This window comes from Stenotrophomonas sp. JAI102 (assembly GCF_013409105.1).
GTDB classification, from domain to species: Bacteria; Pseudomonadota; Gammaproteobacteria; order Xanthomonadales; family Xanthomonadaceae; genus Stenotrophomonas; species Stenotrophomonas maltophilia_AA.
The window spans coordinates 95,012-119,772 of the sequence record NZ_JACCCI010000003.1 but is presented as its reverse complement, the minus strand read 5'-3'; the positions used below and the strand labels follow the sequence as shown (position 1 = coordinate 119,772).

At 68.0% G+C, this 24,761-nt stretch carries 24 protein-coding genes and 1 riboswitch; of the genes, 18 read left to right on the top strand and 6 right to left on the bottom strand.

What is annotated here, in order from left to right; translation table 11 throughout:
* Positions 1 to 14: 14 nt before the first annotated feature.
* Positions 15 to 866 carry a formyltetrahydrofolate deformylase gene (purU, locus tag HDC96_RS13790; RefSeq protein ID WP_179460503.1) on the top strand — a complete coding sequence of 284 codons (852 nt, stop codon included), beginning with the start codon at positions 15 to 17 and terminating at the stop codon, positions 864 to 866.
* Positions 867 to 965: 99 nt separating this feature from the next.
* Here purU and pncA read toward each other — a convergent pair whose 3' ends face one another.
* The 5 genes from pncA to HDC96_RS13765 form a co-directional block, all read right to left on the bottom strand.
* Positions 966 to 1,592, bottom strand: a complete 627-nt coding sequence (pncA, locus tag HDC96_RS13785) for a bifunctional nicotinamidase/pyrazinamidase (protein WP_179460502.1) — start codon at positions 1,590 to 1,592, stop codon at positions 966 to 968.
* Between the two features lie 52 nt (positions 1,593 to 1,644).
* A complete protein-coding gene (locus tag HDC96_RS13780; protein ID WP_179460501.1) occupies positions 1,645 to 2,334 on the bottom strand; it encodes an epoxyqueuosine reductase QueH in 690 nt (229 codons plus the stop codon).
* Positions 2,335 to 2,404: 70 nt separating this feature from the next.
* The gene (gene metE / locus HDC96_RS13775) at positions 2,405 to 4,702 is read right to left on the bottom strand and encodes a 5-methyltetrahydropteroyltriglutamate--homocysteine S-methyltransferase (RefSeq protein ID WP_179460500.1); all 2,298 of its coding nucleotides are present in this window, start codon (positions 4,700 to 4,702) and stop codon (positions 2,405 to 2,407) included.
* A 213-nt stretch (positions 4,703 to 4,915) separates the two neighbouring features.
* A riboswitch (cobalamin riboswitch) is annotated at positions 4,916 to 5,149 on the bottom strand.
* 78 nt (positions 5,150 to 5,227) lie between these two features.
* A complete protein-coding gene (locus tag HDC96_RS13770; protein ID WP_179460499.1) occupies positions 5,228 to 5,524 on the bottom strand; it encodes a HigA family addiction module antitoxin in 297 nt (98 codons plus the stop codon).
* Between the two features lie 11 nt (positions 5,525 to 5,535).
* On the bottom strand, positions 5,536 to 5,793 hold the full coding sequence (locus HDC96_RS13765; protein WP_306455643.1) for a type II toxin-antitoxin system RelE/ParE family toxin: 258 nt from the start codon (positions 5,791 to 5,793) through the stop codon (positions 5,536 to 5,538).
* 309 nt (positions 5,794 to 6,102) lie between these two features.
* Here HDC96_RS13765 and HDC96_RS13760 point away from each other — a divergent pair, with 309 nt between their 5' ends.
* The 12 genes from HDC96_RS13760 to HDC96_RS13705 all read left to right on the top strand — a co-directional run bounded on the left by HDC96_RS13760 (position 6,103) and on the right by HDC96_RS13705 (position 17,666).
* Positions 6,103 to 6,873 carry a hypothetical protein gene (locus HDC96_RS13760; protein WP_257018756.1) on the top strand — a complete coding sequence of 257 codons (771 nt, stop codon included), beginning with the start codon at positions 6,103 to 6,105 and terminating at the stop codon, positions 6,871 to 6,873.
* Between the two features lie 70 nt (positions 6,874 to 6,943).
* Positions 6,944 to 7,513, top strand: coding sequence for a sigma-70 family RNA polymerase sigma factor (locus HDC96_RS13755; protein ID WP_257018755.1), 570 nt, complete (start codon positions 6,944 to 6,946; stop codon positions 7,511 to 7,513).
* Complete coding sequence (locus tag HDC96_RS13750) at positions 7,510 to 8,295, top strand: anti-sigma factor (protein ID WP_179460496.1); 786 nt, start codon at positions 7,510 to 7,512, stop codon at positions 8,293 to 8,295. The genes HDC96_RS13755 and HDC96_RS13750 overlap by 4 nt, the downstream gene beginning before the upstream one ends.
* 90 nt (positions 8,296 to 8,385) lie before the next feature.
* A complete protein-coding gene (locus tag HDC96_RS13745; RefSeq protein WP_179460495.1) occupies positions 8,386 to 9,345 on the top strand; it encodes an acyl-CoA desaturase in 960 nt (319 codons plus the stop codon).
* A gap of 1 nt (position 9,346) precedes the next feature.
* Positions 9,347 to 10,627, top strand: coding sequence for an FAD-dependent oxidoreductase (locus tag HDC96_RS13740; protein WP_179460494.1), 1,281 nt, complete (start codon positions 9,347 to 9,349; stop codon positions 10,625 to 10,627).
* A complete protein-coding gene (locus HDC96_RS13735; protein ID WP_179460493.1) occupies positions 10,624 to 11,391 on the top strand; it encodes a DUF1365 domain-containing protein in 768 nt (255 codons plus the stop codon). The genes HDC96_RS13740 and HDC96_RS13735 overlap by 4 nt, the downstream gene beginning before the upstream one ends.
* Complete coding sequence (locus HDC96_RS13730; RefSeq protein WP_179460492.1) at positions 11,388 to 12,644, top strand: cyclopropane-fatty-acyl-phospholipid synthase family protein; 1,257 nt, start codon at positions 11,388 to 11,390, stop codon at positions 12,642 to 12,644. Before HDC96_RS13735 ends, HDC96_RS13730 begins: the two co-directional genes overlap by 4 nt.
* Before the next feature lies 1 nt (position 12,645).
* A complete protein-coding gene (locus tag HDC96_RS13725) occupies positions 12,646 to 13,203 on the top strand; it encodes a DUF2878 domain-containing protein (protein WP_179460491.1) in 558 nt (185 codons plus the stop codon).
* Complete coding sequence (locus HDC96_RS13720) at positions 13,200 to 13,997, top strand: DUF1295 domain-containing protein (protein WP_179460490.1); 798 nt, start codon at positions 13,200 to 13,202, stop codon at positions 13,995 to 13,997. The genes HDC96_RS13725 and HDC96_RS13720 overlap by 4 nt, the downstream gene beginning before the upstream one ends.
* Entirely contained in the window at positions 13,994 to 15,067 is a 1,074-nt protein-coding gene (locus HDC96_RS13715; RefSeq protein ID WP_179460489.1) for a class I SAM-dependent methyltransferase, read from the top strand. Before HDC96_RS13720 ends, HDC96_RS13715 begins: the two co-directional genes overlap by 4 nt.
* Before the next feature lie 28 nt (positions 15,068 to 15,095).
* A complete protein-coding gene (locus HDC96_RS13710; protein WP_179460488.1) occupies positions 15,096 to 15,632 on the top strand; it encodes a lipocalin family protein in 537 nt (178 codons plus the stop codon).
* A 144-nt stretch (positions 15,633 to 15,776) separates the two neighbouring features.
* Entirely contained in the window at positions 15,777 to 17,666 is a 1,890-nt protein-coding gene (locus HDC96_RS13705) for an RpoH suppressor (RefSeq protein ID WP_343203018.1), read from the top strand.
* Positions 17,667 to 17,733: 67 nt separating this feature from the next.
* Here HDC96_RS13705 and HDC96_RS13700 read toward each other — a convergent pair whose 3' ends face one another.
* A complete protein-coding gene (locus tag HDC96_RS13700; RefSeq protein WP_176990172.1) occupies positions 17,734 to 19,131 on the bottom strand; it encodes a short-chain fatty acyl-CoA regulator family protein in 1,398 nt (465 codons plus the stop codon).
* A gap of 84 nt (positions 19,132 to 19,215) precedes the next feature.
* On the opposite strand from HDC96_RS13700, the gene HDC96_RS13695 reads away from it, so the two are divergent.
* The 5 genes from HDC96_RS13695 to mmsB are packed head-to-tail and all read left to right on the top strand — an operon-like array spanning position 19,216 to position 24,760.
* Positions 19,216 to 20,721, top strand: coding sequence for a CoA-acylating methylmalonate-semialdehyde dehydrogenase (locus HDC96_RS13695; protein WP_179460487.1), 1,506 nt, complete (start codon positions 19,216 to 19,218; stop codon positions 20,719 to 20,721).
* A gap of 19 nt (positions 20,722 to 20,740) precedes the next feature.
* On the top strand, positions 20,741 to 21,907 hold the full coding sequence (locus HDC96_RS13690; RefSeq protein WP_179460486.1) for an acyl-CoA dehydrogenase family protein: 1,167 nt from the start codon (positions 20,741 to 20,743) through the stop codon (positions 21,905 to 21,907).
* Positions 21,904 to 22,701 carry an enoyl-CoA hydratase gene (locus HDC96_RS13685; protein WP_179460485.1) on the top strand — a complete coding sequence of 266 codons (798 nt, stop codon included), beginning with the start codon at positions 21,904 to 21,906 and terminating at the stop codon, positions 22,699 to 22,701. The genes HDC96_RS13690 and HDC96_RS13685 overlap by 4 nt, the downstream gene beginning before the upstream one ends.
* The gene (locus HDC96_RS13680) at positions 22,698 to 23,873 is read left to right on the top strand and encodes an enoyl-CoA hydratase/isomerase family protein (protein WP_179460484.1); all 1,176 of its coding nucleotides are present in this window, start codon (positions 22,698 to 22,700) and stop codon (positions 23,871 to 23,873) included. Before HDC96_RS13685 ends, HDC96_RS13680 begins: the two co-directional genes overlap by 4 nt.
* Positions 23,870 to 24,760 carry a 3-hydroxyisobutyrate dehydrogenase gene (mmsB, locus tag HDC96_RS13675; RefSeq protein ID WP_179460483.1) on the top strand — a complete coding sequence of 297 codons (891 nt, stop codon included), beginning with the start codon at positions 23,870 to 23,872 and terminating at the stop codon, positions 24,758 to 24,760. Before HDC96_RS13680 ends, mmsB begins: the two co-directional genes overlap by 4 nt.
* The last annotated feature ends 1 nt before the right edge of the window (position 24,761 follow it).

Sequence of the window (24,761 nt, the reverse complement as noted above, 5' to 3'; positions counted from 1 at the left end):
CTTACACTGGTCGGATGCGCCCCGATTCCATCCTCACCCTGTCATGCCCGGACCGTACCGGGATCGTCTACCGTGTGTCCGGCCTGCTGTTCGAGCTGGGCTGCAACATCCTCGATGCCCAGCAGTTCGGCGACGACGAGAGCGGCCGGTTCTTCCTGCGTGTGCATTTCGACCGTGCCGCCGCGCAGTCGCTGGGTGACGTGGAAGCGCGCATGGGCACGCTGGCCGCCGAGTTCGGGATGGACTGGCAGCTGCATGACGCCCGCCGTCGTGCGCGCCTGCTGGTGCTGGTGAGCAAGCAGGGGCATTGCCTCAACGACCTGTTGTTCCGTGCGCACAGCCGGCAGCTGCAGGTGGACATCGCGGCGGTGGCCTCCAATCACGAGGACTTCGCCGCCCTGGCCGGCTCCTATGGCGTGCCGTTCCATCACCTGCCGGTCAACGCCGACAACCGTGCCGTGCAGGAGCAGCAGATCATCGACCTGGTCGAACGCGAGCAGATCGACCTGGTGGTGCTGGCGCGCTACATGCAGATTCTGTCGCCGCGCCTGTGCGAGGCCCTGGCCGGGCGCGCGATCAACATCCATCACAGCTTCCTGCCCAGCTTCAAGGGCGCGCAGCCGTACCACCAGGCGCACGCCCGCGGGGTCAAGATCATCGGTGCGACCGCGCACTACGTGACCCCGGATCTGGACGAAGGCCCGATCATCGAGCAGGACGTCGCGCGCGTGGACCATGCGATGACGCCGCGCGACCTGGTGCGGCTGGGCAGCGATACCGAATCGCAGGTATTGGCCCGCGCGGTACGCCGGCATGTGGAGCATCGCATCCTGCGCAACGGGCATCGCACCGTCGTGTTCCGCTGACGGGATGTGGTGCCGGCTGCCTGATGCTGCCTGCGCTTTGATCCGGTAGGTACCCACCGTTGGTGGGTACGCTTTCCGGCCGGCGCCCGGGTTCGCCCGTCAGACAACCGCGATCTTCGCCTTGGCCAGCGCCTCACGCACCATGCCGTCATTGGCCTCGGTGACCGGCCGGGTCAGGTCCCACAGGAATTTCACCCGGAACCCGGACTTCACCGCGTCCTGGGCGCTCCACAGCACGCAGTAATCGCGCGCCAGGCCGCATACATGCACCTCGCGGATGCCGCGCTCATGCAGCCAGCCCGCCAGTCCGGTGGCCGGGCGGGTGCCGTCGGGGCCATGGTTCTCACGGAAGGCGCTGTAGGAGTCCACCTCGCGCCGGGTACCCTTGCGCAGGATCAGGTCGGCCACGGTCCAGTCCACGCCCGGGTGCAATGCAGCGCCCAGACTGCCCTGCACGCAGTGGTCCGGCCACAGGGTCTGCGGCTGCGCGTGCAGCAGGATCGCCTCGAACGGCAGGTGGCCCGGGTGCTGGCGGGCGAACGAGGCATGGTCGGCCGGATGCCAGTCCTGGGTCGCCACCACGGTGCGGTAATGGCGCTCGGCGAGCACCGCGGCGATGCCCGGTACGATCGCATCGCCGTCCACGCAGGCCAGCGCGCCACCGGGCATGAAGTCCGGCTGCAGGTCGATCACGACCAGGGCGACATCGGCGGGGTAACGGCTCATGGCGGCTTCACGACAGTGGGGGCGCCCAGTCTAGCCGACGCCCCTGTAACGGTCAGTCGGCGTCGCCCTGCCGGGAGGTGCCATCGCCGTAATACAGCACCCCCAGCTTGATCCGCTCGCGTCCGGTCTCGCGGCGGTGGCGGTTGGCGTCGCGCAGCGAGTACACGCAGCCGCAGTATTCCTGCTGGTAGAACTGTTCGCGCTTGCTGATCTCCACCATCCGCGCGGCACCGCCGCCCTTGCGCCAGTTGTAATCCCAGTACTGGATGCCGGGGTAGTGCGCGGCGGCGCGGTGGCCGCAATCGTTGATCTGGTTCATGTCCTTCCAGCGCGAGATGCCCAGCGAGCTGCTGATCACCTGGAAACCATGTTCGTGCGCATACAGCGCGGTGCGCACGAAGCGCATGTCGAAACACATCGTGCAGCGGATGCCGCGCTCGGGTTCGTTCTCCATGCCGCGGGCACGCGAGAACCAGTTATCCGTGTCGTAGTCGGCGTCGACGAACGGCACGCCATGCTTCTCGGCGAAGCGGATGTTCTCCTGCTTGCGCAGTTCGTATTCCTTCACCGGGTGGATGTTGGGGTTGTAGAAGAAGATCGTGTAGTCGATACCGGAGGCGGTGATCGCTTCCATCACTTCGCCCGAGCACGGTGCACAGCACGAATGCAGCAGCAGCCTGGTGTGCCCATCGGGCAGGGACAGGGTGGGACGGTCGATCGGTGTCAGCTGGGGCGTGTTCATGGGTCTCTCGTCGACCCCACCGCCGGCAACGGCGGCGATGGGGTCCTTGGGGCCGTCTACAAAGGGCAGATCAGGCGGCGTTGGCGTCCGCGGTTTCCTCGCGCAGCTCACGCGCAGCGGCCACCAGTGCTTCCAGCGCGGCACGGGTTTCCGGCCAGCCACGGGTCTTCAGGCCGCAATCCGGGTTGACCCAGATCTGCTCGGGACGCAGCACCTCGGCAGCCTTGCGCAGCAGTGCCAGCATCTCGGCCTTGTCCGGCACCCGCGGGGAGTGGATGTCGTACACGCCCGGGCCGATCTCGTTGGGGTACTGGAAGCGCACGAAGGCGTCCAGCAGTTCCATGCGCGAGCGCGAGGTCTCGATCGAGATCACGTCCGCGTCCATCGCGGCCACTGAGTGGATGATGTCGTTGAACTCGGAATAGCACATGTGGGTGTGGATCTGGGTCGCATCGCGCACGCCGCTGGCACTGATCCGGAAGGCTTCGACCGCCCAGTCCAGGTAGTCGCGCCACTGCGCGCGGCGCAGCGGCAGCCCTTCGCGGATCGCCGGCTCGTCGATCTGGATCACGCCGATGCCGGCCGCCTCCAGATCGGTCACTTCATCGCGCAGGGCCAGCGCGATCTGGCGGCAGGTATCCGCGCGCGACTGGTCATCGCGCACGAACGACCACTGCAGCACCGTCACCGGGCCGGTCAGCATGCCCTTCATCGGCCGCTGGGTGAGCGACTGCGCGTACTGCGACCAGCGCACCGTCATCGGCTGCGGGCGGGTCACATCGCCGAAGATCACCGGCGGCTTCACGCAGCGCGAGCCGTAGCTCTGCACCCAGCCGTTCCTGGTGAAGGCGAAACCATCCAGCTGCTCGCCGAAGTACTCGACCATGTCGTTGCGCTCGAACTCGCCGTGCACCAGCACGTCCAGCCCGATCTGTTCCTGCACGCGGACGCAGTGCTCGGTCTGGGTGGCCAGGAAGGCATCGTAGTCGGCATCGGAGAGCTTGCCGGACTTGTTGCGGGCGCGCGCCTCACGGACGTCCAGCGTCTGCGGGAACGAGCCGATCGTGGTGGTCGGGAAGCGCGGCAGCTTGAGCGCGGCGGCCTGGGCCAGGTGACGCTGCGGGTAGCGGCTGTGGCGCTGGGCATCGGCCGGGGTCAGCGCGGCCAGTCGCGCGGCGACGGCCGGGTTGTGCACGCGCGGCGAGCGGCGACGGGATTCGATGCACGCACGCGAGTGCGCCAGCGGCGCCTCGGCGCGTGCCGGCGCATCGATCGCGTCGGCCAGCACGCGCAGCTCGCCGAGCTTCTGCCGGGAGAACGCCAGCCAGCTGCGCAGTTCGTCGTCCAGCTTCTTTTCGTGGTCCAGATCGACCGGGCTGTGCAGCAGCGAACACGAGGGGGCCAGCCACAGCGCATCGCTGCCGACATGACCGTGCGCGTAGCGCGCCAGCACCAGCGCGTTGTCCAGGTGGGTGCGCCAGATGTTGCGGCCGTTGACCAGCCCGGCCGACAGCACGCGACCGGCCGGCAGCGCCTTGATCACCGCATCCAGTTGTTCCGGCGCGCGGACCAGATCCACATGCAGGCCATCGACCGGCAGCGACGCGGCGAGATCGAGGTTGTCCTCCAGCGCACCAAAGTAGGTAGCGACCAGTACCTTCGGGCGGGCGGCCTGGCCCAGCACCGCATAAGCGTGCTGGAACGCGGCCCGCGTGGCCTCGTCCAGGTCCTGCACCAGCAGCGGCTCATCCAGCTGCACCCACGAAGCGCCAGCGGCCTTGAGCTCGCCCAGCAGCTGCACGTACACCGGCAGCAGCGCATCGAGCAGGTCCAGCGCGTTGCTGCCATCGGTGGTCTTGGACAGCCGCAGGAAGGTCACCGGCCCGATCAGCACCGGGCGGGTCTCGATCCCCAGCGCCTTGGCCTGGCGGTACTCGGCCAGCGGCTTGTCGCCGCGCACCGTGAAGGTCTGGCCGGCATGCAGTTCGGGCACCAGGTAGTGGTAGTTGGTGTCGAACCACTTGGTCATTTCCAGCGCATGCAGGTCGATGCCATCGCGCTGCAGGCCACGCGCCATCGCGAAGTAGCCGCTCAGGGGCTCGGCATCGGCGAGCGCGCGGTAACGGGCCGGGATCGCATCGAACAGGAAGGCGGCATCGAGCACCTGGTCATACAGGCTGAAATCGTTGCTCGGCGGCACATCCACGCCGGCCTCGCGCTGCAGCTGCCAGTGGCGTTCGCGCAGCGCGGCCGCGGTGTCCTGCAGCGACGCGGCGCTGCTCTCGCCGGACCAGAAGGCTTCGAGCGCGCGCTTGAGTTCGCGCTTGGCGCCGATGCGCGGAAAACCCAGGGTGGTAACAGTGGTCATTGGAACGTGTCCTCATTGCGTAGGGGCATTGAGGAACGAAGGAACCGCGCGCCGTCCGGGGCTTTGCAGCCCGTTCCGCCCCGCCAGCGACCTTCGCCCCCGCGGGCGAACCGGATGCCGTGAATCGGACGCACGGGGGCAGCGCCATGCAGGCGGCATGGCGGCAGGCCCCGGCAACCTCCCCGCGGACGTTCCAGGTCGAATCGGAAGACGGTCGTGTCTTCCGGCCGGGGCCGGTATTCGGGCTGATGGACACGGGCGCGGACGCCCACCTAGTACCTGCCGCTTCCCAGGCGCGAAGGCCCAGTGCTGTTGGCAGGAGTCGTTTCCATTCACCGCTGCGGGGCAGCTCCGGAATGGGCGCGCGAGGCGCCTTCACCGGATTCCCGTTTAAATCCATCCCTTCATCTGCATGAAGCGATGGATACCTTCGGCGAGCACAAGGTAGGCCGACTTGCGGCGTCGGTCAAGGGGAGGCGGAGTCTCCGGCCCCTTACCGTGGATGACTGTGTTCAGTGCCTGGCGTCAGGCGGCGTGGTGATACGGCTCGATGGCGGCAAGAATGTCCGTCAATGCATCTTTGGCCTTCGCCATATCGTGGGCCACCTGGAGATTCAGCCAGAAGATGTCGGTCGTGCCGAAGAACCGGGACAGACGCAGTGCCGTATCCGCGGTGATGCTGCGGCGGCCGGCCACGATCTCACCAATGCGGGTCTGCGCCACATCTATGCCCTTGGCGAGCCTGTACTGGCTCAAGCCGAAAGGCACCAGAAACTCTTCCTGCAGGATTTCACCCGGATGAGGGTAGGGAGTGGCGCGCATAGCGGGACCTCTCAATGGTAGTCGCAGATTTCAACATTGCAGGCGCCGGCATTTGTCCAGCTGAAGCAGACACGGTACTGATCGTTGATACGGATGCTCCACTGACCGGCGCGATCTCCACGCAGCGCTTCAAGGCGATTTGCCGGTGGCACGCGCAGGTCAGCAAGAGAAACCGCGGCATCCAACATCGCCAGCTTCCGCATGGCGACAGTGCCGATGCGCTCCAGCTTTTTGACCTTCCCACCGGCGAAGAGTCGTCGCGTCGTCATGCATCGGAAAGACACTATTGGCATGGGGCGTTCCGCAGTCAGGATAGTAACGCTGTGCGGTAGTATCGTCAAGCGTTACCAACAAGCACCGGCGGGCGGGTCGGCATGCCCGCGAGATGTCAGTGAAAAACTCAGCACCGCTACTCTTCTCGCATTGGCGTGGAAGCGCCAATACGTTGGTCTGATGACATCCCGATTTCCGGTCGAAATTGCGCATAGCGCTTGCTCAGCTGCCCCACTGCATCCAAACCACCGCGCGCAGCGTATCTCCCTGCAAGCCCGCCTGTTTGGACCCCCATGCGCCAGCCGATGTCCTGCCTGATCCTGCTGATGTCGGCCTTCGCCGTCCCCGTGAGTGCCGCCGACCAGACCGTGCAGCGCCAGGAAGGGCGCGCGTACGCCACTGCCGATGGGCGCCTGCTGTACCGCGAGACGCACTGGCTGCAGGGACCGGCAAGCGCGCAGTCGCGGCTGGTGCTGTACCGCTGCAGCGATGGACGTCCGTTCGCGCGCAAATGGATGACGCCGCAGGGCAACCCGCAGACACCGGACTTCACACTGGACGACGGCCGTGATGGGTATCAGGAAGGCGTGCGCGGCAGTGCCGCTACCCGCCAGGTATCGGTCCGCGCCAGCGCCCAGGCGCCCACCTTCAGCCGGGCGATCGCGATCCCCTCGGGGGCCGTGGTCGACGCCGGCTTCGATGCCGCTGTGCGCCGCCATTGGGCTGCGCTGCAGGCCGGGCAGAGCGTGGCGTTCCAGTTCCTGCTGCCCAGCCGCCAGCGTCTGGTGCCGCTGAAGCTGCAGCGTACCGGCCCGGTCACCTGGCAGGGCCAGCCGGCCGAGCAGTTGCAGATGAAGCTCGATGCGTGGTTCGGCTTCGCCGTGCCCGCGGTGACCTTGATCTACGCCACCGCGGACCAGCGCCTGCTGCAGTTCACCGGCACCGGCAACGTCCGCGATGACAAAGGCAGGTACCCGGACGTGCGGGTCGAGTTTCCCGCCGCCCCCGTTGCAACGCCCGCCGCCGAGCTCACCGCTGCCCGCACGCAGCCGCTGGTGAAGACATGCGGTGCCTGAGCGCCCCCTTGCAGACAGCGCCGGGAGCAAGGAGGATGCCGATACGCCCGTTATCGACATTGAGCCTGCAATGCCCGAGCTGGACGCCGCCGCCACCGCCGCATCACACCGCCTGGATGAGTTGCTCGTGCGCGTCGCCGGAGGCGATCGCCAGGCGTTCGAATCGGTCTATCGGCTTGCCTCCGGCCGCCTGTTCGCGATCTGCCTGCAGGTGCTGCGCGACCGCGGCGATGCCGAAGAGGTGCTGCAGGAGGTCTTCACTACGGTCTGGCACAAGGCGGCACAGTTCGACCGTGCCAAGGCCGCGGCCATGACCTGGCTGTCGATGATGGCCCGCAACCGCTCGATCGACCGCCTGCGCGCCGCGCCGCCGCGCGCGCTGGATGATCTGTCGGTGGCCGAGGAACTGCCCGATTTCGCGCCGCAGCCCGCTCAGGTGGCCGAACAGGCATCCGATCACGAGCGCCTGCAGGACTGCCTGGACACGCTGGAGCCGCGCCGTCGCTCGCTGATCCGGCTGGCCTTCCTCGATGGCGCCAGCTATGAAGAACTCGCGCGCCGCATCGGCTCGCCGCTGGGCTCGGTCAAGAGCTGGATCCGCCGGGGCCTGGGCCAACTGCGGGTGTGCCTGGAACGATGAACATCCGCGACCGCCACGATCAGCATGACGACGGCGAACCGCCGAGCGCCGACATCCTCGCCGGTGAGTACGTGCTCGGGGTGCTCGATGCTGCGCGACGCGCCGAGGTTGAACGCCGCATCGCCAGCGATCCTGGGTTCGGCCGGCTGGTGACGCAGTGGGAAAACCGCCTCGCGCCGATGCTGGAGTCGCTCGGAAGCGAACCCGTGCCCGCGCATCTGTGGCCGCGCATCCGGACCTCGCTGGGCTGGCCGTCTGCAGCCACGGCCTCGCCGCGGCTGTGGCAGCGCACCGGGTTCTGGCAGGGCATGACCGCACTGGCCGCCGCATTGGCATTGGTGGCGGTGTTCAGCCGCCGCGATCTGGAGCCTGCCGCACCGGTGTCCAGCCCGGTGGCGGTCACGCCGAGCACCCCGACGGCCCCGGCCGAACCGGAGCAGGCGACCAAGCCGGTCACTCCGCTGCTGCACGACGATGGCACGCCGGGCTGGCTGGCCTCGGTCGACACGGCCCAGGGCAAGGTGCTGATGGTGCCCGTCCCGGCACCGGCAGACGCGGCCGGTCGCGCGCCGGAGCTGTGGCTGATCCCGGCCGGTGGCGCCCCGCGTTCGCTGGGCCTGGTCTCGATCAACCGTGCCCACACCGTCGCCGTGCCCGACACCCTGCGTGATGCACTTGTGAACGGCTCGGTGCTGGCGATCACGCTGGAGCCGTCCACCGGCGCGCCGCAAGGCATTCCGACCGGCCCGATCATCGCCAAGGGCGATATCGCGAACCTGTAACCGCATGGGTCCGGACTATTTTTCCGGATCCGTGCATCCAAACGGCGCCCGCTCCCGTATCTCCTGATAACGCCTCAGGAGAAGCGAGTCATGTCGGTCAGCCCCACCCCCGACGCAGGACGCACCGCACAGCGACGCCGCTGGGCAACGCTGCTGCGCTGGTTCGACACCCGCACCGATGCGGCAGCCGCGACCGGCCAGCCACAGCGCGTGGACTGGGTGCGGGCGATCCCGTTCGCCGCGATGCACCTGGCCTGCCTGGCGGTGATCTGGGTGGGTGTCTCCTGGGTGGCGGTCGGCGTGGCGGTCGCGCTGTACGCGGTGCGCATGTTCGCGATCACCGCCTTCTACCACCGCTACTTCTCCCACCGTACCTTCCGCACCTCGCGCGCCGTGCAGTTCCTCTTCGCGCTGATCGGCGCCTCCAGCGTGCAGCGCGGGCCGTTGTGGTGGGCCGCGCATCACCGCAACCATCATCGCCATACCGACACGGCGGCCGATCCGCATTCGCCCTCGGTGCATGGCTTCTGGTGGAGCCACATGGGCTGGTTCCTCACGGTCGAGGGCTTCCGTACCGACTGGTCGCGCATCCCCGACCTGGCGAAGTACCCGGAGCTGCGCTGGCTGGATCGCTTCGACACGCTGGTGCCGATCGCCTTGGCCGCCGCGCTGTTCGGCCTGGGCGCCCTGCTGGAGCGCATCGCGCCGTCGTGGGGCACTACCGGTGGGCAGATGCTGGTGTGGGGCTTCTTCATCTCCACCGTCGTGCTGTTCCATGCCACGGTCACGATCAATTCGCTGGCGCACCGGTTCGGCCGCCAGCGTTTCAACACCGGCGATGACAGCCGCAACAACCTGTGGCTGGCCCTGTTGACCTTCGGCGAAGGCTGGCACAACAACCATCACTTCTTCCCGGGGACCGCGCGCCAGGGCTTCTACTGGTGGGAAGTGGATGTCACCTGGTATGGCCTGCGGGCAATGGCGGCGCTCGGGCTGGTGCGTGATCTCAAACCCGTGCCGGCCTGGGTGCTGGCCAAGGCGGAGCACTGACATGCGTATCGCCGTGATCGGATCGGGCATCGCCGGCCTCGCCAGTGCGTGGTGGTTGAGCCAGCAGCACGAAGTGACGCTGTTCGAGGCCAATGACTACCTTGGTGGCCATACCCACACGCATGAGGTGGAGATCGACGGCCGCACGCAGGCGGTGGACACCGGCTTCATCGTGTTCAACCCCGCGCACTATCCGTTGCTGACCGGCCTGTTCGAGGAACTGGGTGTCGCCTCACAGCCGACCACCATGAGCTTCTCGGTGCACAGCGAACGCAGCGGGCTGGAGTACAACGCCACCTCGCTGGACACGCTGTTCTGCCAGCGCCGCAATCTGGTGTCGCCACGCTTCTGGGGCATGCTGCGCGACCTGCGCCGGTTCTACCGCGAGGCACCGGCGCTGCTCGAACGCGACGATGAGGGCCCCTCGCTGGGGGAATTCCTGGACAAGGGCCGTTACGGCCGCACCTTCATCGACGAACACCTGCTGCCGATGGCCTCGGCGCTGTGGTCGTCCCCGACGGCCAGCCTGGCCGCGTTCCCGGCGCGCTACCTGGTGCAGTTCATGGCCAATCACCAGATGCTGCAGATGACCGGGCGCGCGCCGTGGCGCGTGGTGCAGGGTGGCTCGGCGCGGTACGTCGAGGCGCTTCGCAGCCGCTGGCAGGTGCGTGAGCGCCTGGAGTGCCCGGTATTCGGCGTGGAGCGCCACGAGCATGGCGTGCGCGTGCACAGCGCTGCCGGCCTGGAAGGTTTCGACCAGCTGGTGCTGGCCTGTCATAGCGACCAGGCGCTGGCCCTGCTGTCCGATGCCGATCTCACCGAACGTGCCGTGCTCGGCGCGATCCGTTACCAGCCCAACGAGGTCGTGCTGCACACCGATGCCAGCCTGCTTCCGCGTGATCGCAAGGCCTGGGCGGCGTGGAACGCGCACGTGCCGCGCGATCCGCTGGCGCCGTGCACGGTGAGCTACTGCATGAACCTGCTGCAGGGCATCGACACGCCGACGCCGTTGGTGGTCACCCTCAACCGCAGCGAGGCGGTCGATCCGGCCACCGTGCTGCGTCGCCTGCAGTACGCCCATCCCGTGCACGACCACGCGATGGTGCGGGCGCAGCAGCGCTGGACGGACATCCAGGGCCACCGCCGGACCTGGTTCGCCGGTGCGTACTGGGGCTGGGGCTTCCACGAGGATGGCATCCGCAGTGCGCGGCGCGTGGTTGATGCTCTGCAGGCGCTGGATGCCGAGTCGTACTGGCCGCTGGCCGAGGCGCTGCCGGCATGAGCGCCAGTGCGATCTACCGCGGCTGGATGCGCCATCGGCGGCACGCGCCGCGCGCGCATGCATTCCGCTACCCGATCGCGCAGCTGCTGCTGGACCTGGACGAACTGCCGCGCCTGTTCGAGCGGCGCTGGCTGTGGTCGGTCGGCCGCCGCAACGTGGTCGAGTTCCGCCGCAGTGACTATCTCGGCGCGCCCGATCAGCCGCTGGCCGATGCCGTGCGCACACGCATCACCGAGGCACTGGGCCGCGCGCCCGCCGGGCCGATCCGGCTGCTCACCCATCCGCGCTACGCCGGGCATGTGTTCAACCCGGTGAGCTTCTACTACTGCTATGCCGCCGATGGCAGCACGCTGGACAGCATCGTCGCGGAGATCACCAACACGCCGTGGAAGGAGCGCCATGCCTACGTGCTGCCGGTGGCGCAGGCCGATGCCCAGGGCCGCGCGCTGTGCTGGACGTTCGACAAGCAGTTCCACGTCTCGCCCTTCATGCCGATGGACTGCGAGTACCGCTGGCGCTTCACCGCACCGGGCGACGACCTGCACGTGCACATGCAGGTGTGGCGCGGGGGCGCGTGCCAGTTCGATGCCGATCTGGTGATGCAGCGGCACCCACTCACCGGACGCGGCCTGGCCGGCGTGCTGCTGCGCTACCCGCTGATGACGCTCAAGGTAGTTGTCGCGATCCACTGGCAGGCGCTGCGCCTGTGGCTGAAGCGCACTCCCGTCCACGACCATCCCTCTCTTGCCGGAAAATCCCCATGAACGACATGACCCGTGCGGTGGCCGTGCCGCAACCGTCCGCCCTTGAAGGGTTCCTGCGCGGGCGCCTGCTGGCGCAGCTGGCACCGCTGCGCGGTGGGCATCTGCGGCTGCGCGACGCCGTGGGTGATGTGGTGATCGGCGATCCGAAGGCCACGCCACAGGTGACGGTCTGGGTGGACGACCCCGGTTTCTACCGCGCGGTCGCCGCGCAGGGCAGTGTGGGTGCAGGCGAGGCCTACATCCGCGGTGACTGGCGCTGCGATGACCTGGTCGCGCTGGTCCAGTTGCTGGTGCGCAACCGCGATCTGCTCGACGGCATGGAGCGCGGCCCGGCGCGGATCGGCGGCTGGCTGCTGAAAGGCTGGAACCGGCTGCGCCGCAACACGCGCGAAGGCAGCCGCCGCAACATCGCCGCGCACTACGACCTGGGCAATCCGTTCTTCTCGCTGTTCCTGTCCCCGGACCTGATGTACTCCTCGGCGCTGTACACGAGCCCCGAGGACACGCTGGAGGCTGCGTCCCAGCACAAGCTGGCGCGGATCTGCGAGCAGCTGCAGCTGACTGCGGGCGACCGCGTGGTCGAGATCGGCACCGGCTGGGGCGGCTTCGCGCTGTACGCGGCGCGCCATATCGGTTGCCACGTCACCACCACCACCATCTCGGTCGAGCAGTACACGCTGGCCAGGCAGCGGGTCGAGGCGGCCGGCCTGCAGGACAAGGTGACCCTGCTGCTCAAGGATTACCGCGATCTGGACGGTCAGTACGACAAGCTGGTGTCCATCGAGATGATCGAGGCGATCGGCGCGCAGTACCTGGACACCTACTTCGCCACGCTGACCCGCCTGCTCAAGGATGACGGTCTGGCGCTGCTGCAGGCCATCACCATCGAAGACCAGCGTTACGAGCAGGCGCGGCGCAGCGTGGACTACATCAAGCGCTTCGTGTTCCCCGGCAGTTTCATCCCCTCGATCAACGCGATCGTCGCGGCCAAGACCCGCAGCAGCGACCTGCAGCTGATCGGCCAGCATGATTTCGGGCCATCCTATGCACTCACCCTCCGCGCGTGGCGCCAGCGTTTCCTGGCCCAGCTGCCCGCAGTGCGCGCGCAGGGCTTCGATGCACGCTTCATCCGCTTGTGGGAGTTCTATCTCGCGTACTGCGAAGGTGGCTTCCTGGAACGCTCCATCGGCGTCTCGCACCTGCTGATGGCGCGTCCGGGCTACCGGCCCGCGCTGATCGCCGGGGAAGGCTGAGGTGCCCCGCTTCTGGGCCAACGTGATCGGCAACCAGCTGGTCTGGCTGTGCGCCGTGATCGGCGCTGGTCATGGGCTGCGCTGGCCCGCGCTGGTGGCGGCGGCGGTGTATGTGGGCAGCCAGCTGGCGCTGTCGGCGCAGCCCTCGGTGGAACTCAAACTGATGCTGGTGGCGATCGGCTGCGGCCTGGTGGTTGACGGGTTGGCCGGCGCTTCCGGGTGGGTGTTCTACGCGGCCGGCAATGAGCCCGCGTGGGTCGCCCCGGTCTGGATCCTCGCGCTGTGGGCCGCGTTCGCGATGACGCTGACGGTGTCGTTCGCAGTGCTGCAGCGACATCTGGTCGCGGCAGCGCTGGTCGGCCTGTTGTTGGCGCCGCTGGCGTATCTGTCCGCCGCGCGCGGCTGGTCGTCGGTGGTGTTCGCCGCACCGCAGTGGCACGGCGTGCTGCTGCTCGGCTTCGGCTGGGCGATCGCACTGCCGGTACTTGCGGCGTGCGCCCGTCATTGGCAGCGCCACGCCGCGCCGCTCAGCCCACTTGTTCCGGGAGAGACACGATGAAAATGCTGTGGTGGGTGTGGCTGTACGCCGCCGTGATCATGACCTGGGGCTGGTGGTGGCAGCGCCGGCACCAGAACATCGGCGTGGTGGATGTGCTCTGGGCCAAGGGCGTCGGCGCCTCTGCCCTGCTGCTGGCACTGTTGGGGAATGGCGCGGCGATGCCGCGGATCGCACTGGCAGTGCTGGGCGGCCTGTGGGGCTCACGCCTGGCACTGCACCTGTGGCACCGCGTGCGCAGCGAGCCCGAGGATGGCCGCTACCAGCACCTGCGCAGGCACTGGAACGGCCACCAGGGAAAGATCTTCGGCTTCTTCCAGTTCCAGGGGCTGTTGATCGTGCTGTTCGCGCTGCCGTTCGTGGCGGTGTCGGTGAATCCGGCACCCCAGGGCTGGGGCTGGCTGATCGCGGCCATCGCGATGTGGCTGCTGAGCGTGGGCGGCGAATCGCTGGCGGATCGTCAGCTGGCGCGCTTCCGTGCCGATCCGGCCAACAAGGGCAAGACCTGCCGTGACGGGCTGTGGCGCTACTCGCGGCATCCCAACTATTTCTTCGAGTGGCTGCACTGGTTCACCTATGTGCTGCTCGCCGTGCAGTCGCCGCTGTGGTGGCTGGCCTGGTCCGGGCCACTGGTGATGTACGTGTTCCTGCGCTGGGTCAGCGGGATTCCCTTCACCGAGGCGCAGGCATTGCGTTCGCGTGGCGAGGATTACCGCGAGTACCAGCGCACCACGCCGATGCTGTTTCCGTGGTTCCCCTCCCGCTCGTCGCATGCCCGCAAGGAATCTTCCCCATGAATGTCGCCAGTGACCGTCTTCCGCTGCCGGACTACGCACCGGGCCTGACCGGCCTGGCCGAACGCGGGCTGCTGCCCGATGCCCTGCTGCGGCTGGGCATCCGCCGCCAGTGCGAGCAGCGCCTGCGCGAAGAGCTCGCCGGCGGCCAGCAGGTGCAGTCGCAGCGCTTTGCCGCGCGCATCGCCGGGCTGGCCAGCAGCGCGGTGGCGCTGCACGTGGATGCCGCCAACCGCCAGCACTACGAGGTGCCGGCCGAGTTCTTCCACCGTTGCCTGGGCAAGCGCCTGAAGTACAGCAGCTGCTACTACGTCACCGGCACGGAAACGCTGGACGAAGCTGAAGAGGCGATGCTGGCGCTGTACGGCGAGCGCGCACAGCTGGCCGATGGACAGCACATCCTGGAGCTGGGCTGCGGCTGGGGGTCGCTGACACTGTGGATGGCCGAGCGTTACCCGAACGCGCAGATCACCGCGGTATCGAATTCCAACAGCCAGCGCGAGTACATCCTGGGCCAGTGCCGCGCGCGTGGCCTGATCAACGTCACCGTGCTGACCCGTGACGTGAACCATCTGATGCTGGATGCGGAGACCTTCGATCGCTGCGTGTCGATCGAGATGTTCGAGCACATGCGCAACTACCCGCAGCTGCTGCAGCGCATCCACCGCTGGCTGCGCCCGGAGGGCAAGCTGTTCGTGCACATCTTCGTGCACCGCACGCTGATGTACCCGTTCGAGACCGAGGGCGATGACAACTGGATGGGCCGCCACTTCTTCACCGGTGGCCTGATGCCCGCCGCCGATACCCTGCTGTTCTTCCAGCAGCACCTGCAGCTGCAGCAGCGCTGGCTGCTCGATGGCACCCACTACGAGCGCACCGCCAACCATTGGCTGGCCAACCAGGACCGCGAGAAGGAGGCGGTGATGGCCGTGCTGCGCCAGACCTACGGCGATGCGTCGGCCGCGCTGTGGCACCAGCGCTGGCGCATGTTCTGGATGGCCTGCGCGGAGCTGTTCGGCTATCAGCAGGGCCAGCAGTGGCAGGTCGCCCATTACCTGTTCAACCGTCCGTGATCACCCCACGTTCCTGGAGGAAGCCGTCATGTCGCTCCGCGCTCTCATCCCCCTGCTGGCCGTCGGCATGATGCTCGGCGGCTGCAGTGGCAACACCCGTCCGATTCCGCCCGTGGCCCACGTGGACGTGCCGCGCTTCATGGGCGACTGGTATGTGATCGCCCATATTCCCAGTCGCCCCGAGCGTGAAGCGTTCGATGCGGTGGAGTCCTATGCGTTGCGTCCGGACGGTCGCATCCAGACCACCTTCCGCTACCGCAAGGGCAGCTTCCAGGCCCCGATCAAAACCATGCACCCGATCGGGACGGTCAAGGAGGGCACCGGCGGCGCCGTCTGGGGCATGCAGTTCATCTGGCCGATCCAGGCCGAGTACGTGATCGTGGATCTCGATTCCGACTACAGGCAGACCATCGTCGGGCGCAGCAAACGCGATTACATGTGGCTGATGGCGCGCACGCCAACCATCTCCGATGCGGACTACCAGGCGGCCATGACCCGCATCGCCGCGCTCGGCTACGACCTGTCCCAGGTACGGCGCGTGCCGCAGTCCGGCAAGGCCGAATAAGCCGTTCCGTGCCGCGCTTCTCAGGCCCTGAGAAGCGCGCGGGCGATACTGTCGCCATCGACCTCCCCGGTCCCTGCATCGGTGCGGGAACAGGCGGGGAGGGTGTGCGGATCGGCCGCGCACCGGCGGACAGAGGACGGCAACGTGGCGGACAAGTACTGCGATCTGGTCATGAAGGGCGGCATCACCAGCGGCATCGTGTATCCCAATGCGGTGCTGTCGCTGGCCCGCGAGTACCGCTTCAAGAGCATCGGCGGCACCTCGGCCGGGGCCATTGCCGCCGCCGTGGCCGCCGCCGCCGCACTGGGTGATCGGCGTCGCCAGACCGGTGAGCCGGTCGGGGCGGCGGTAGGCTTTCCCGGACTGGCCGAAGTCTCGGCACAGCTGTCGCGGCAGGGGTTCATCCACAGCCTGTTCCAGCCGGCGTACGGCGCGCGTACCGCGTATCGCCTGCTGGTGATGCTCACCGGCAAGGCCGGCCTGCTGCGCAAGATCGCCTGCCTGCTCGCGGCAGTGTTCGCGATCGCTCCCGTGGAGCTGCTGGTTGCGCTGGCCGGGCTGCTCGGGATCGGCTACCTGGCCGGTGGCCTCGACGGCATCTGGGCCACGCTGCTGCCCTCGCTGCTGTGCGCGTATGGCGCCGGCGTGCTGGCCTCGGCGCTGCGCGTCGCGCGCGTGGCACGGCGCAACCTGCTCGGCCTGTGCAATGGCAGTACCCAGCCCGATGCCTCCGCGCCGGCCCTGACCGACTGGCTGCACGCACGGCTGCAGGCACTGGCCGGCAAGCCGGACGACCAGCCATTGACCTTCGGCGATCTGCACGCCGCGCCGCGCTATCCCGGTGAGCCGGGCGGCGCGCACGCGATCACCCTGCAGATGATCACGACCTGCATCTCGCACAGCGAGCCGCGCACGCTGCCGTTCAGTGCCGCGCATTTCTGGTTCCTGCGCGAGGAGTTCGCGCAGCTGTTCCCGGCGAGCGTGGTCGACTGGCTGGTGGCGCGTGCAGGCACGCCGGAGCACGTCGATGGGCGCGACTACTACCGCCTGGTCGATGGCGAGGAACTGCCGGTGCTGGTCGCCACGCGCATGAGCCTGAGCTTCCCGTTGCTGATCAGCGCGGTGCCGCTGCACGAGCCGGCGCGCCGTGAGCGTCGCTGCGAGCCGGTCGCGGACGCCGAGCCGCGTCGCGACAACACCAACGTCGCCGACAGCATGGAAGGGCTCACCAGCGGCGGCCAGAGTTGTGGCCCGGTGATCGCGGCCTTCCGCGTTTGCTGGTTTTCCGATGGCGGGATCAGCAGCAATTTCCCGATCCACCTGTTCGACGCCGCGTTGCCGCGCTGGCCGACGTTCGGCATCAATCTGGTGTATCCGCGCGACGCCGAGGCGGTCAGCGTGCTGGCCCACGGCGACGCGCATGCGCGTGCGGAGCAGGCGGTGTTCCTGCCGACCGAGAACCGCCATGGCTGGCAGCGCAGCTACCATTCCATCGCGCAGCCGCTGGCCGCCGCGGAGATGTCCGGTTTCCTTTTCTCGATCGTGTCGACCATGCAGAACTGGCGCGATGTGCTGCAGGCCCGCGCACCGGGCTACCGCGACCGCATCGTGCATGTCGCGCTGGAGGGCGACGAGGGCGGCATGAATCTGGACATGCCGCAGGCCGTGCTCAGCCGCATCGCCGACAAGGGCAGCATCGCCGGCGAACGCTTCTGCGATTTCTCCTTCGCCAACCACTACTGGATCCGCTGGCGCAACCTGGCCTCGGCCTACCAGCGCTACACGCTGGATGTGGCGCGCACCGATGACCGCGCACAACGGGTGGCGGCGTACGAAGCGGCCTACCAGAGCGTGGCCACCGGCACGCCGGTACCGCCGTCCTATCGCCTGGGCTCGGAAGACAAACGCCGCGCGTCGCAGCAGCTGTGGCGGCACATGGTCGAGCAGGGCCAGACCTGGGAAGACCTCGGGCCGGACCTCACCGACGGCGCACCGCGACCGCTGCCGCAGATGAAGGTCACGCCGATCTACTAGATCGGTGTCCTCCAAACCGGTAGGTGCCGGCCGTTGGCCGGCACGATCCAACCGCCACCGGGCCGTATCAGCCCCGGCCCGGCAGCTGCGGGAACGCGCGCTGCATGCAGTCCTCGCGCGGGCACACCCGGCAGCCCGGGCCGATCGACACCGAGTTGCCCGGGCTCTGGATGTCCAGCCCGCGCGTGTAGATCAGCCGCTCGGCATGCTGCAGATCACAGCCCAGCGCCACCGCAAAGGTCTTGCGTGGCTGGCCATGCCCGATCGGGCCGCTGCTCACCTGCCGCGCCAGCCAGAAATGGCGGCGCCCGTCGGGCATGCGCGCGGTCTGGGTCAGCACCCGTCCTGGCTGGTTGAAGGCCTCGTACACGATCCACAGCGGGCAGGAGCCGCCCACCTGGGAGAAGTGGAAGTCGGTCGCCGAATGCCGCTTGGAGACATTGCCGGCGCGGTCCACGCGGATGAAGAAGAACGGCAGCCCCGGCGCGCTGCGTCGCGCCAGCGTGCTCAAGCGATGGCAGACCGCCTCGAAGCCCACGCCGAAGCGATGTGCGAGCGCATCGATGTCGTACGCGCTGTGCTCGGCGGCGCGCAGGAACTGGGCATACGGCATCACCAGCGCACCGGCGAAATAGTTGGACATGCCGATCCGCGCCTGCGCGATCTGCTCGGCTTCGCCGAACCCCGCGCGGGCGATCACCGCATCGATCTGCGCCGCATACCCGAGCAGGGCCAGCTCGGCCGCCATCTGGAACGCCTGCTGGCCCGGCTCCAGGTAGTCGGGCAGCCACAAGGTGCGGCTGCCGCCGTCATAGACGCGCTTCTCGCGCCCGGCCTGCAGCGGCCCCACTTCCACCAGCACGCCGTGGCGGTCGGCCAGCAGCTGGCGCAGGCGCGGCGCGACGTGCCCGGCGACCAGCCCCCATTCGCCGAACAACTGCTCGGCCAGGTCATCCAGCTCGGGGATGTGGTTGTGCATGCGGTTGAAGAAGTCACGCACCTGGTCGCCGGCCGGCAGCGCCTGCCCGGCATGCACGTCGCCCAGCTGGAACTCCAGCGCGGCGGCATGCTCGCGCAGCATCAGGTGGCGGCGGTGCAGGTCGAGCAGGGCGCGGCTGATCTGGGGCAGGTTGCCGGCCATGGCACGCAGCTCGGTGCTGCTGACATCGGCCAGGCCCAGGTCGCGCAGGGTCTCGCCCAGCGATTCCTGCAGCGCACCGGGGTCATCGACCTCGAACAGGTCGCTGACGTCACCCAGCACCTCGCGCAGCTTGCCCTGCACCGCCGGGGTCAGTGGCCGCTTGTTGCGCTCGATCTGGTTCAGGTAGCTGGCCGACAGCCCCAGCGCCTTGGCCAGCGCGAGCTGGCTGTAGCCCCGCTGCTCGCGCAGCTTGAGCAGGCGCAGGCCGATCTGGCGTTGGACGGGCTGGCTATTCACAGAATTCACAAGAATCGTAGCGGGCATTGGCCAGATTAAGCGCATACAGCCCGGAAATCGAGGGTGGCACTGTGAATAATGCCAACAACTTTCGACCCGTCGGGATTGTCCATGACTGTTGCAGCGCCCCGTATCCGCATGTTGATCGATGGCCAGTTCATCGAATCGACCAGCTCGCATTGGCAGAACGTGGTCAACCCGGCCACCCAGGACGTCCTGGCCCAGGTCCCGTTCGCCACCCCCAGCGAAGTCCACGCCGCCGTCGCCTCGGCCAAGGAAGCGTTCAAGACCTGGCGCAAGACCCCGATCGGCACCCGTGCGCGCATCTTCCTGAAGTATCAGCAGCTGATCCGCGAGAACATGAGCGAGCTGGCCCACATCCTCAGCGCCGAGCAGGGCAAGACCGTGCCGGATGCCGAGGGCGATGTGTTCCGTGGCCTGGAAGTGGTCGAGCACGCTGCGGCGATCGGCAACCTGCAGCTCGGCGAGCTGGCCAACAACGTGGCCAACGGCGTGGACACCTACACCCTGCTGCAGCCGCTGGGCGTCTGCGCGGGCATCACCCCGTTCAACTTCCCGGCGATGATTCCGCTGTGGATGTTCCCGATGGCGATCGCCACCGGCAACACCTTCATCCTCAAGCCGTCCGAGCAGGACCCGATGGTCACCATGCGCCTGGTCGAACTGGCGCTGGAAGCTGGCATCCCCAAGGGCGTGCTGAACGTCGTCCACGGTGGCGAAGACGTGGTCAACGCGATCTGCGATCACCCGGATATCAAGGCGGTTTCGTTCGTGGGTTCCACCCGCGTCGGCACCCACGTGTACAACCGCGCCTCGCTGGCCGGCAAGCGCGTGCAGTGCATGATGGGCGCCAAGAACCACGCCGTGGTGCTGCCGGACGCCAACAAGGAACAGAGCCTCAACGCGATGGTCGGTGCCGCCTTCGGTGCGGCCGGCCAGCGCTGCATGGCCGCCTCCACCCTGGTGCTGGTCGGCGAAGCGCGCGAGTGGGTGCCGGACCTGGTGGCCAAGGCCGAGACGCTGAAGGTCAGCGGCGGCAGCGTCGCCGGGACCGATGTCGGCCCGGTGATCTCCTGCGCCGCGCGTGAGCGTGTCGAAGGCCTGATCGCCTCGGGCGTGGAGCAGGGCGCCAAGCTGGTGCTCGACGGCCGCAACCCGCAGGTCGATGGCTTCGAGAAGGGCAACTTCGTTGGCCCGACCATCTTCGCCGGCGTCAAGCCGGGCATGCGCGTGTACGACGAGGAAATCTTCGGGCCGGTGCTGGTGATCCTGGAAGCGGAGACGCTGGAGGACGCCATCGAACTGATCAACGCCAACCCGAACGGCAACGGCACCGCGCTGTTCACCCAGTCCGGTGCGGCTGCCCGCAAGTTCCAGGAAGACATCGACGTCGGCCAGGTCGGCATCAACGTGCCGATCCCGGTGCCGGTGCCGCTGTTCTCGTTCACCGGTTCGCGCGCCTCCAAGCTCGGCGACCTGGGCCCGTACGGCAAGCAGGTGGTGATGTTCTACACCCAGACCAAGACGATCACCTCGCGCTGGTTCGATGACGAGACGCTGGGTCATGGCGTCAACACCACCATCAGCCTGAAGTAAGCAACAACGGAGTTCGACCATGAGCCACTCGATGACGACGGAACTCGACGAAGCGCAGCAGGCCTATAGAGAGGCAGCGCGTGACTTCGCCCAGGCCGAACTGGCGCCGCACGCCGCGCGATGGGATGCGGAGGGCATCTTTCCGCGCGAGGCGATCGCCAAGGCAGGGGAACTCGGGTTCTGTGGTTTGTACATGGACCCCGAGGTCGGTGGCAGCGGCTTGAGCCGTCTGGACGCCGCCGTCGTCATCGAGGAGCTCGCCAATGTGGATCCGTCCACGGCTGCCTATGTCAGCATCCACAACATGGCGTCGTGGATGGTGGCCAAATGGGGCCAGGAGAGCCTGCGTGCGGAGTGGGGTGCAGACCTCTCGTCCGGCACCAAACTGGCCTCGTACTGCCTGACCGAGCCGGGTGCCGGCTCGGATGCGGCCTCGCTGAAGACCAGCGCGGTACGCGACGGCGAGCATTACGTGCTCAACGGCTCCAAGGCCTTCATCTCCGGCGCCGGTGCCACCGAGCTGCTGGTGGTGATGGCCCGTACCGGCGGCGCCGGGGCCGGTGGCATCAGTGCGATCGCGGTGCCGGCCGACCTGCCCGGCATCAGCTACGGCCGCAAGGAAGAGAAGATGGGCTGGAACAGCCAGCCGACCCGCGGCATCACGTTCGAGAACGTGCGCGTGCCGGTCAGCCATCTGCTCGGCGAGGAAGGCAGCGGCTTCAAGCTGGCCATGAAGGGCCTGGACGGCGGCCGCATCAACATCGCCGCCTGCTCGCTGGGCGCTGCCCAAGGCGCACTGGATGCCGCCCGCCGCTACATGGGCGAGCGCCGCCAGTTCGGCAAGGCGCTGTCGGAGTTCCAGGCGCTGCAGTTCAAGCTGGCCGACATGGTCACCCAGCTGGTGGCCGCCCGGCAGATGGTGCATACCGCCGCGCGCAAGCTCGACGCCGGTGCCAGCGATGCCAATGTGTGGTGCGCGATGGCCAAGCGCTTCGCCACCGATGCCGGCTTCAACATCTGCAACGATGCGCTGCAGATCCACGGCGGCTACGGCTATATCCGCGAATACCCGATTGAACGGCTGCTGCGCGATTCGCGCGTGCACCAGATCCTGGAGGGCACCAACGAGATCATGCGTGTGATCGTGGCCCGCCACCTGCTCAACACTGAAGAGGAACTGCGATGATGGAGTGGCGCCAGCATGATCATGTCGGCCTGAAGGTCGAGGCCGATGGCCACGTCGCGGTCATCACCCTCGACAACCCGCCGGCGCATACCTGGACCGTGCACAGCCTGTCCGCGCTGCGCGATCTGGTCGGCGCGCTCAATGCAGACCGCGATATCTACGCGCTGGTGATCACCGGCGATGGCGAGAAATTCTTCTCGGCCGGCGCCGACCTCAAGCAGTTCGCGACCGGTGACAAGGCCGCCGCTCGTGAAGCCGCGCGCCGCTTCGGTGAGGCGTTCGAAGCCCTGTCGGGTTTCCGCGGTGTCTCCATCGCGGCGATCAACGGCTACGCGATGGGTGGCGGTCTGGAATGCGCGCTGGCCTGCGACCTGCGCATCATCGAAGAACACGCCCAGGTGGCACTGCCGGAGGCCACCGTCGGCCTGCTGCCGTGCGCCGGCGGTACCCAGAACCTGCCGCGTCTGGTCGGTGAAGGCTGGGCCAAGCGCATGATCCTGCTCGGCGAACGCATCGACGCGGACACCGCGCTGCCTATCGGCCTGGTCGAAGAAAAGGTGGGCAAGGGCGAAGCCAAGGCCCTCGCACTGGCATGGGCGCACAAGGCGGGCAAGCAGAGCCCGACGAGCATCGCCGCCTGCAAGACCCTGGTGCAGGCCACCCGCACCGGCACCCACGCCTCGGCATTGGTGGCCGAGCGCGAGGCCTTCGTCGATCTGTTCGACAGCGCCGACCAGGCCGAGGGCGTGAACGCCTTCCTGGAAAAGCGCGCCGCGCAGTGGAAGAACGCATGAGTACCGTCGTCGCCAACGACGAGGCGCCGGTGCTGTTCGAAGAGCGCCAGGCCGGCAACGGCACGCGCATCGGTATCGCCACGCTCAACGCAGCGCGCACCCTCAACGGCTTCTCGCTGCCGATGGCGCACCTGCTGCGCGAGCGGCTGGATGCCTGGGCGAGCGATGACGGCATCGCGCTGGTGGTGCTGCAGGGCGCGGGCGAGAAGGCGTTCTGCGCCGGCGGCGACCTGCACAGCCTGTACCGCAGCATGGTCGAGTACCGCGGGAGCGGGAACACCGATATCCGCGACAACAGCTACGCAGCCGAATTCTTCGACATCGAGTACCGCGTCGACTACGCGATCCACACCTATCCCAAGCCGATCCTGTGCTGGGGCCATGGCATCGTCATGGGCGGTGGCATCGGCCTGATGTCCGGCGCCAGCCACCGCGTGGTCAGTGAGCGCTCCAAGCTGGCGTTCCCGGAGATCACGGTCGGCCTGTTCCCGGACGTGGGTGGCAGCTGGCTGCTGCCGCGCGTGCCCGGCCATGGCGGTCTGTTCCTGGCCCTGACCGGCGCGCCGCTCAATGCGGGCGATGCGATCTATGCCGGCCTGGCGGATATCCACATCGCCGAGGCGCAGCGCGAGACCGTGTTCAACGCGCTGGCGGACGTGCACTGGAGCCGCAAGGCCAAGCGCAATCACGAACAGCTGACCGCGCTGCTGCAGCAGCATGCCAGCGATGCGGCCACCGGCCCGCTGCTGCGCAACGCCGCGACGGTCGATGCGCTGTGCGCCGGCGACGACGTCGGCGCGATCGTCGATGCGATCCTTGCCCTGGAGACGGACGATGCCTGGCTGAGCACCGCCAAGGCGACGCTCGCTGCCGGTGCACCGGGCTCGGCGCGGCTCGCGTTCGAGCTGCAGCACCTGGCCGAGGGTGCCTCGCTGGCCGAGGTCTATCGCATCGAGTACATCGCAGCCCTGCACGCGGCGGCCCATGGCGATTTCGCCGAAGGCATCCGTGCGCTGCTGATCGACAAGGACCGCACCCCGCAGTGGCAGCCGCGCACGCTGGCTGACGCGACGGCCGAGTGGGCCCGCACCTTCTTCGTTTCGCCGTGGTCCGATGCCGCGCATCCGCTGGCCGACCTCGGTGCCACCGTCCCTGAAAGGAGCCACGCATGAGCCGTATTGCATTCATCGGGTTGGGCAACATGGGTGGCCCGATGGCCGCCAACCTGGCCAAAGCCGGCCACGCCGTGCGCGTGTTCGATCTGGTGCCCGCCGCCGTGCAGGCCGCCGTCGATGCCGGCGCCACTGCCGCCACCTCGGCGCTGGATACGCTGACCGACGCCGAGATCGTCATCTCCATGCTGCCGGCCAGCCGCCATGTCGAAGGCGTCTACCTCGGCGATGACGGCCTGCTCGCGGATATCCCCGGCGGCGCGCTGGTCATCGACTGCAGCACGATCGCCCCGGCCACCGCCCGCAAGGTCGCCGAAGCGGCCGCCGCACGTGGCCTGCAGATGCTGGATGCTCCGGTCTCCGGCGGCACCGCGGGGGCCCAGGCCGGCACCCTGACCTTCATCGTCGGTGGTGAAGCCGAGGCGCTGGAACGCGCCCGCCCGCTGCTGCAGGCGATGGGCAAGAACATCTTCCATGTCGGTGCCAGCGGTGCCGGCCAGGTCGCCAAGCTGTGCAACAACATGGCGCTGGGCGTGATCATGGCGGTGACCGGTGAGTCGATCGCGCTGGGCGTCGCACACGGGCTGGACCCGAAGGTGCTTTCGCAGATGATGGCGGTCAGCACCGGTCGCAGCTGGGCCACCGAAGTGTGCAACCCGTGGCCCGGTGTGCTGGAAAACGCCCCGGCGTCGCGCGGTTACAGCGGTGGTTTCGGCAGCGACCTGATGCTCAAGGACATGGGCCTGGCGGTGGAAGCGGCGATGAGTGTCGGCGCCTCGATCCCGCTGGGCGAGCTGGCCCGCAACCTGTACTCGATGAACCACCAGGCCGGCCGCGGGAAACTGGATTTCTCCAGCGTGGTGCAGCTGGTCACCAGCGACCGGTAAA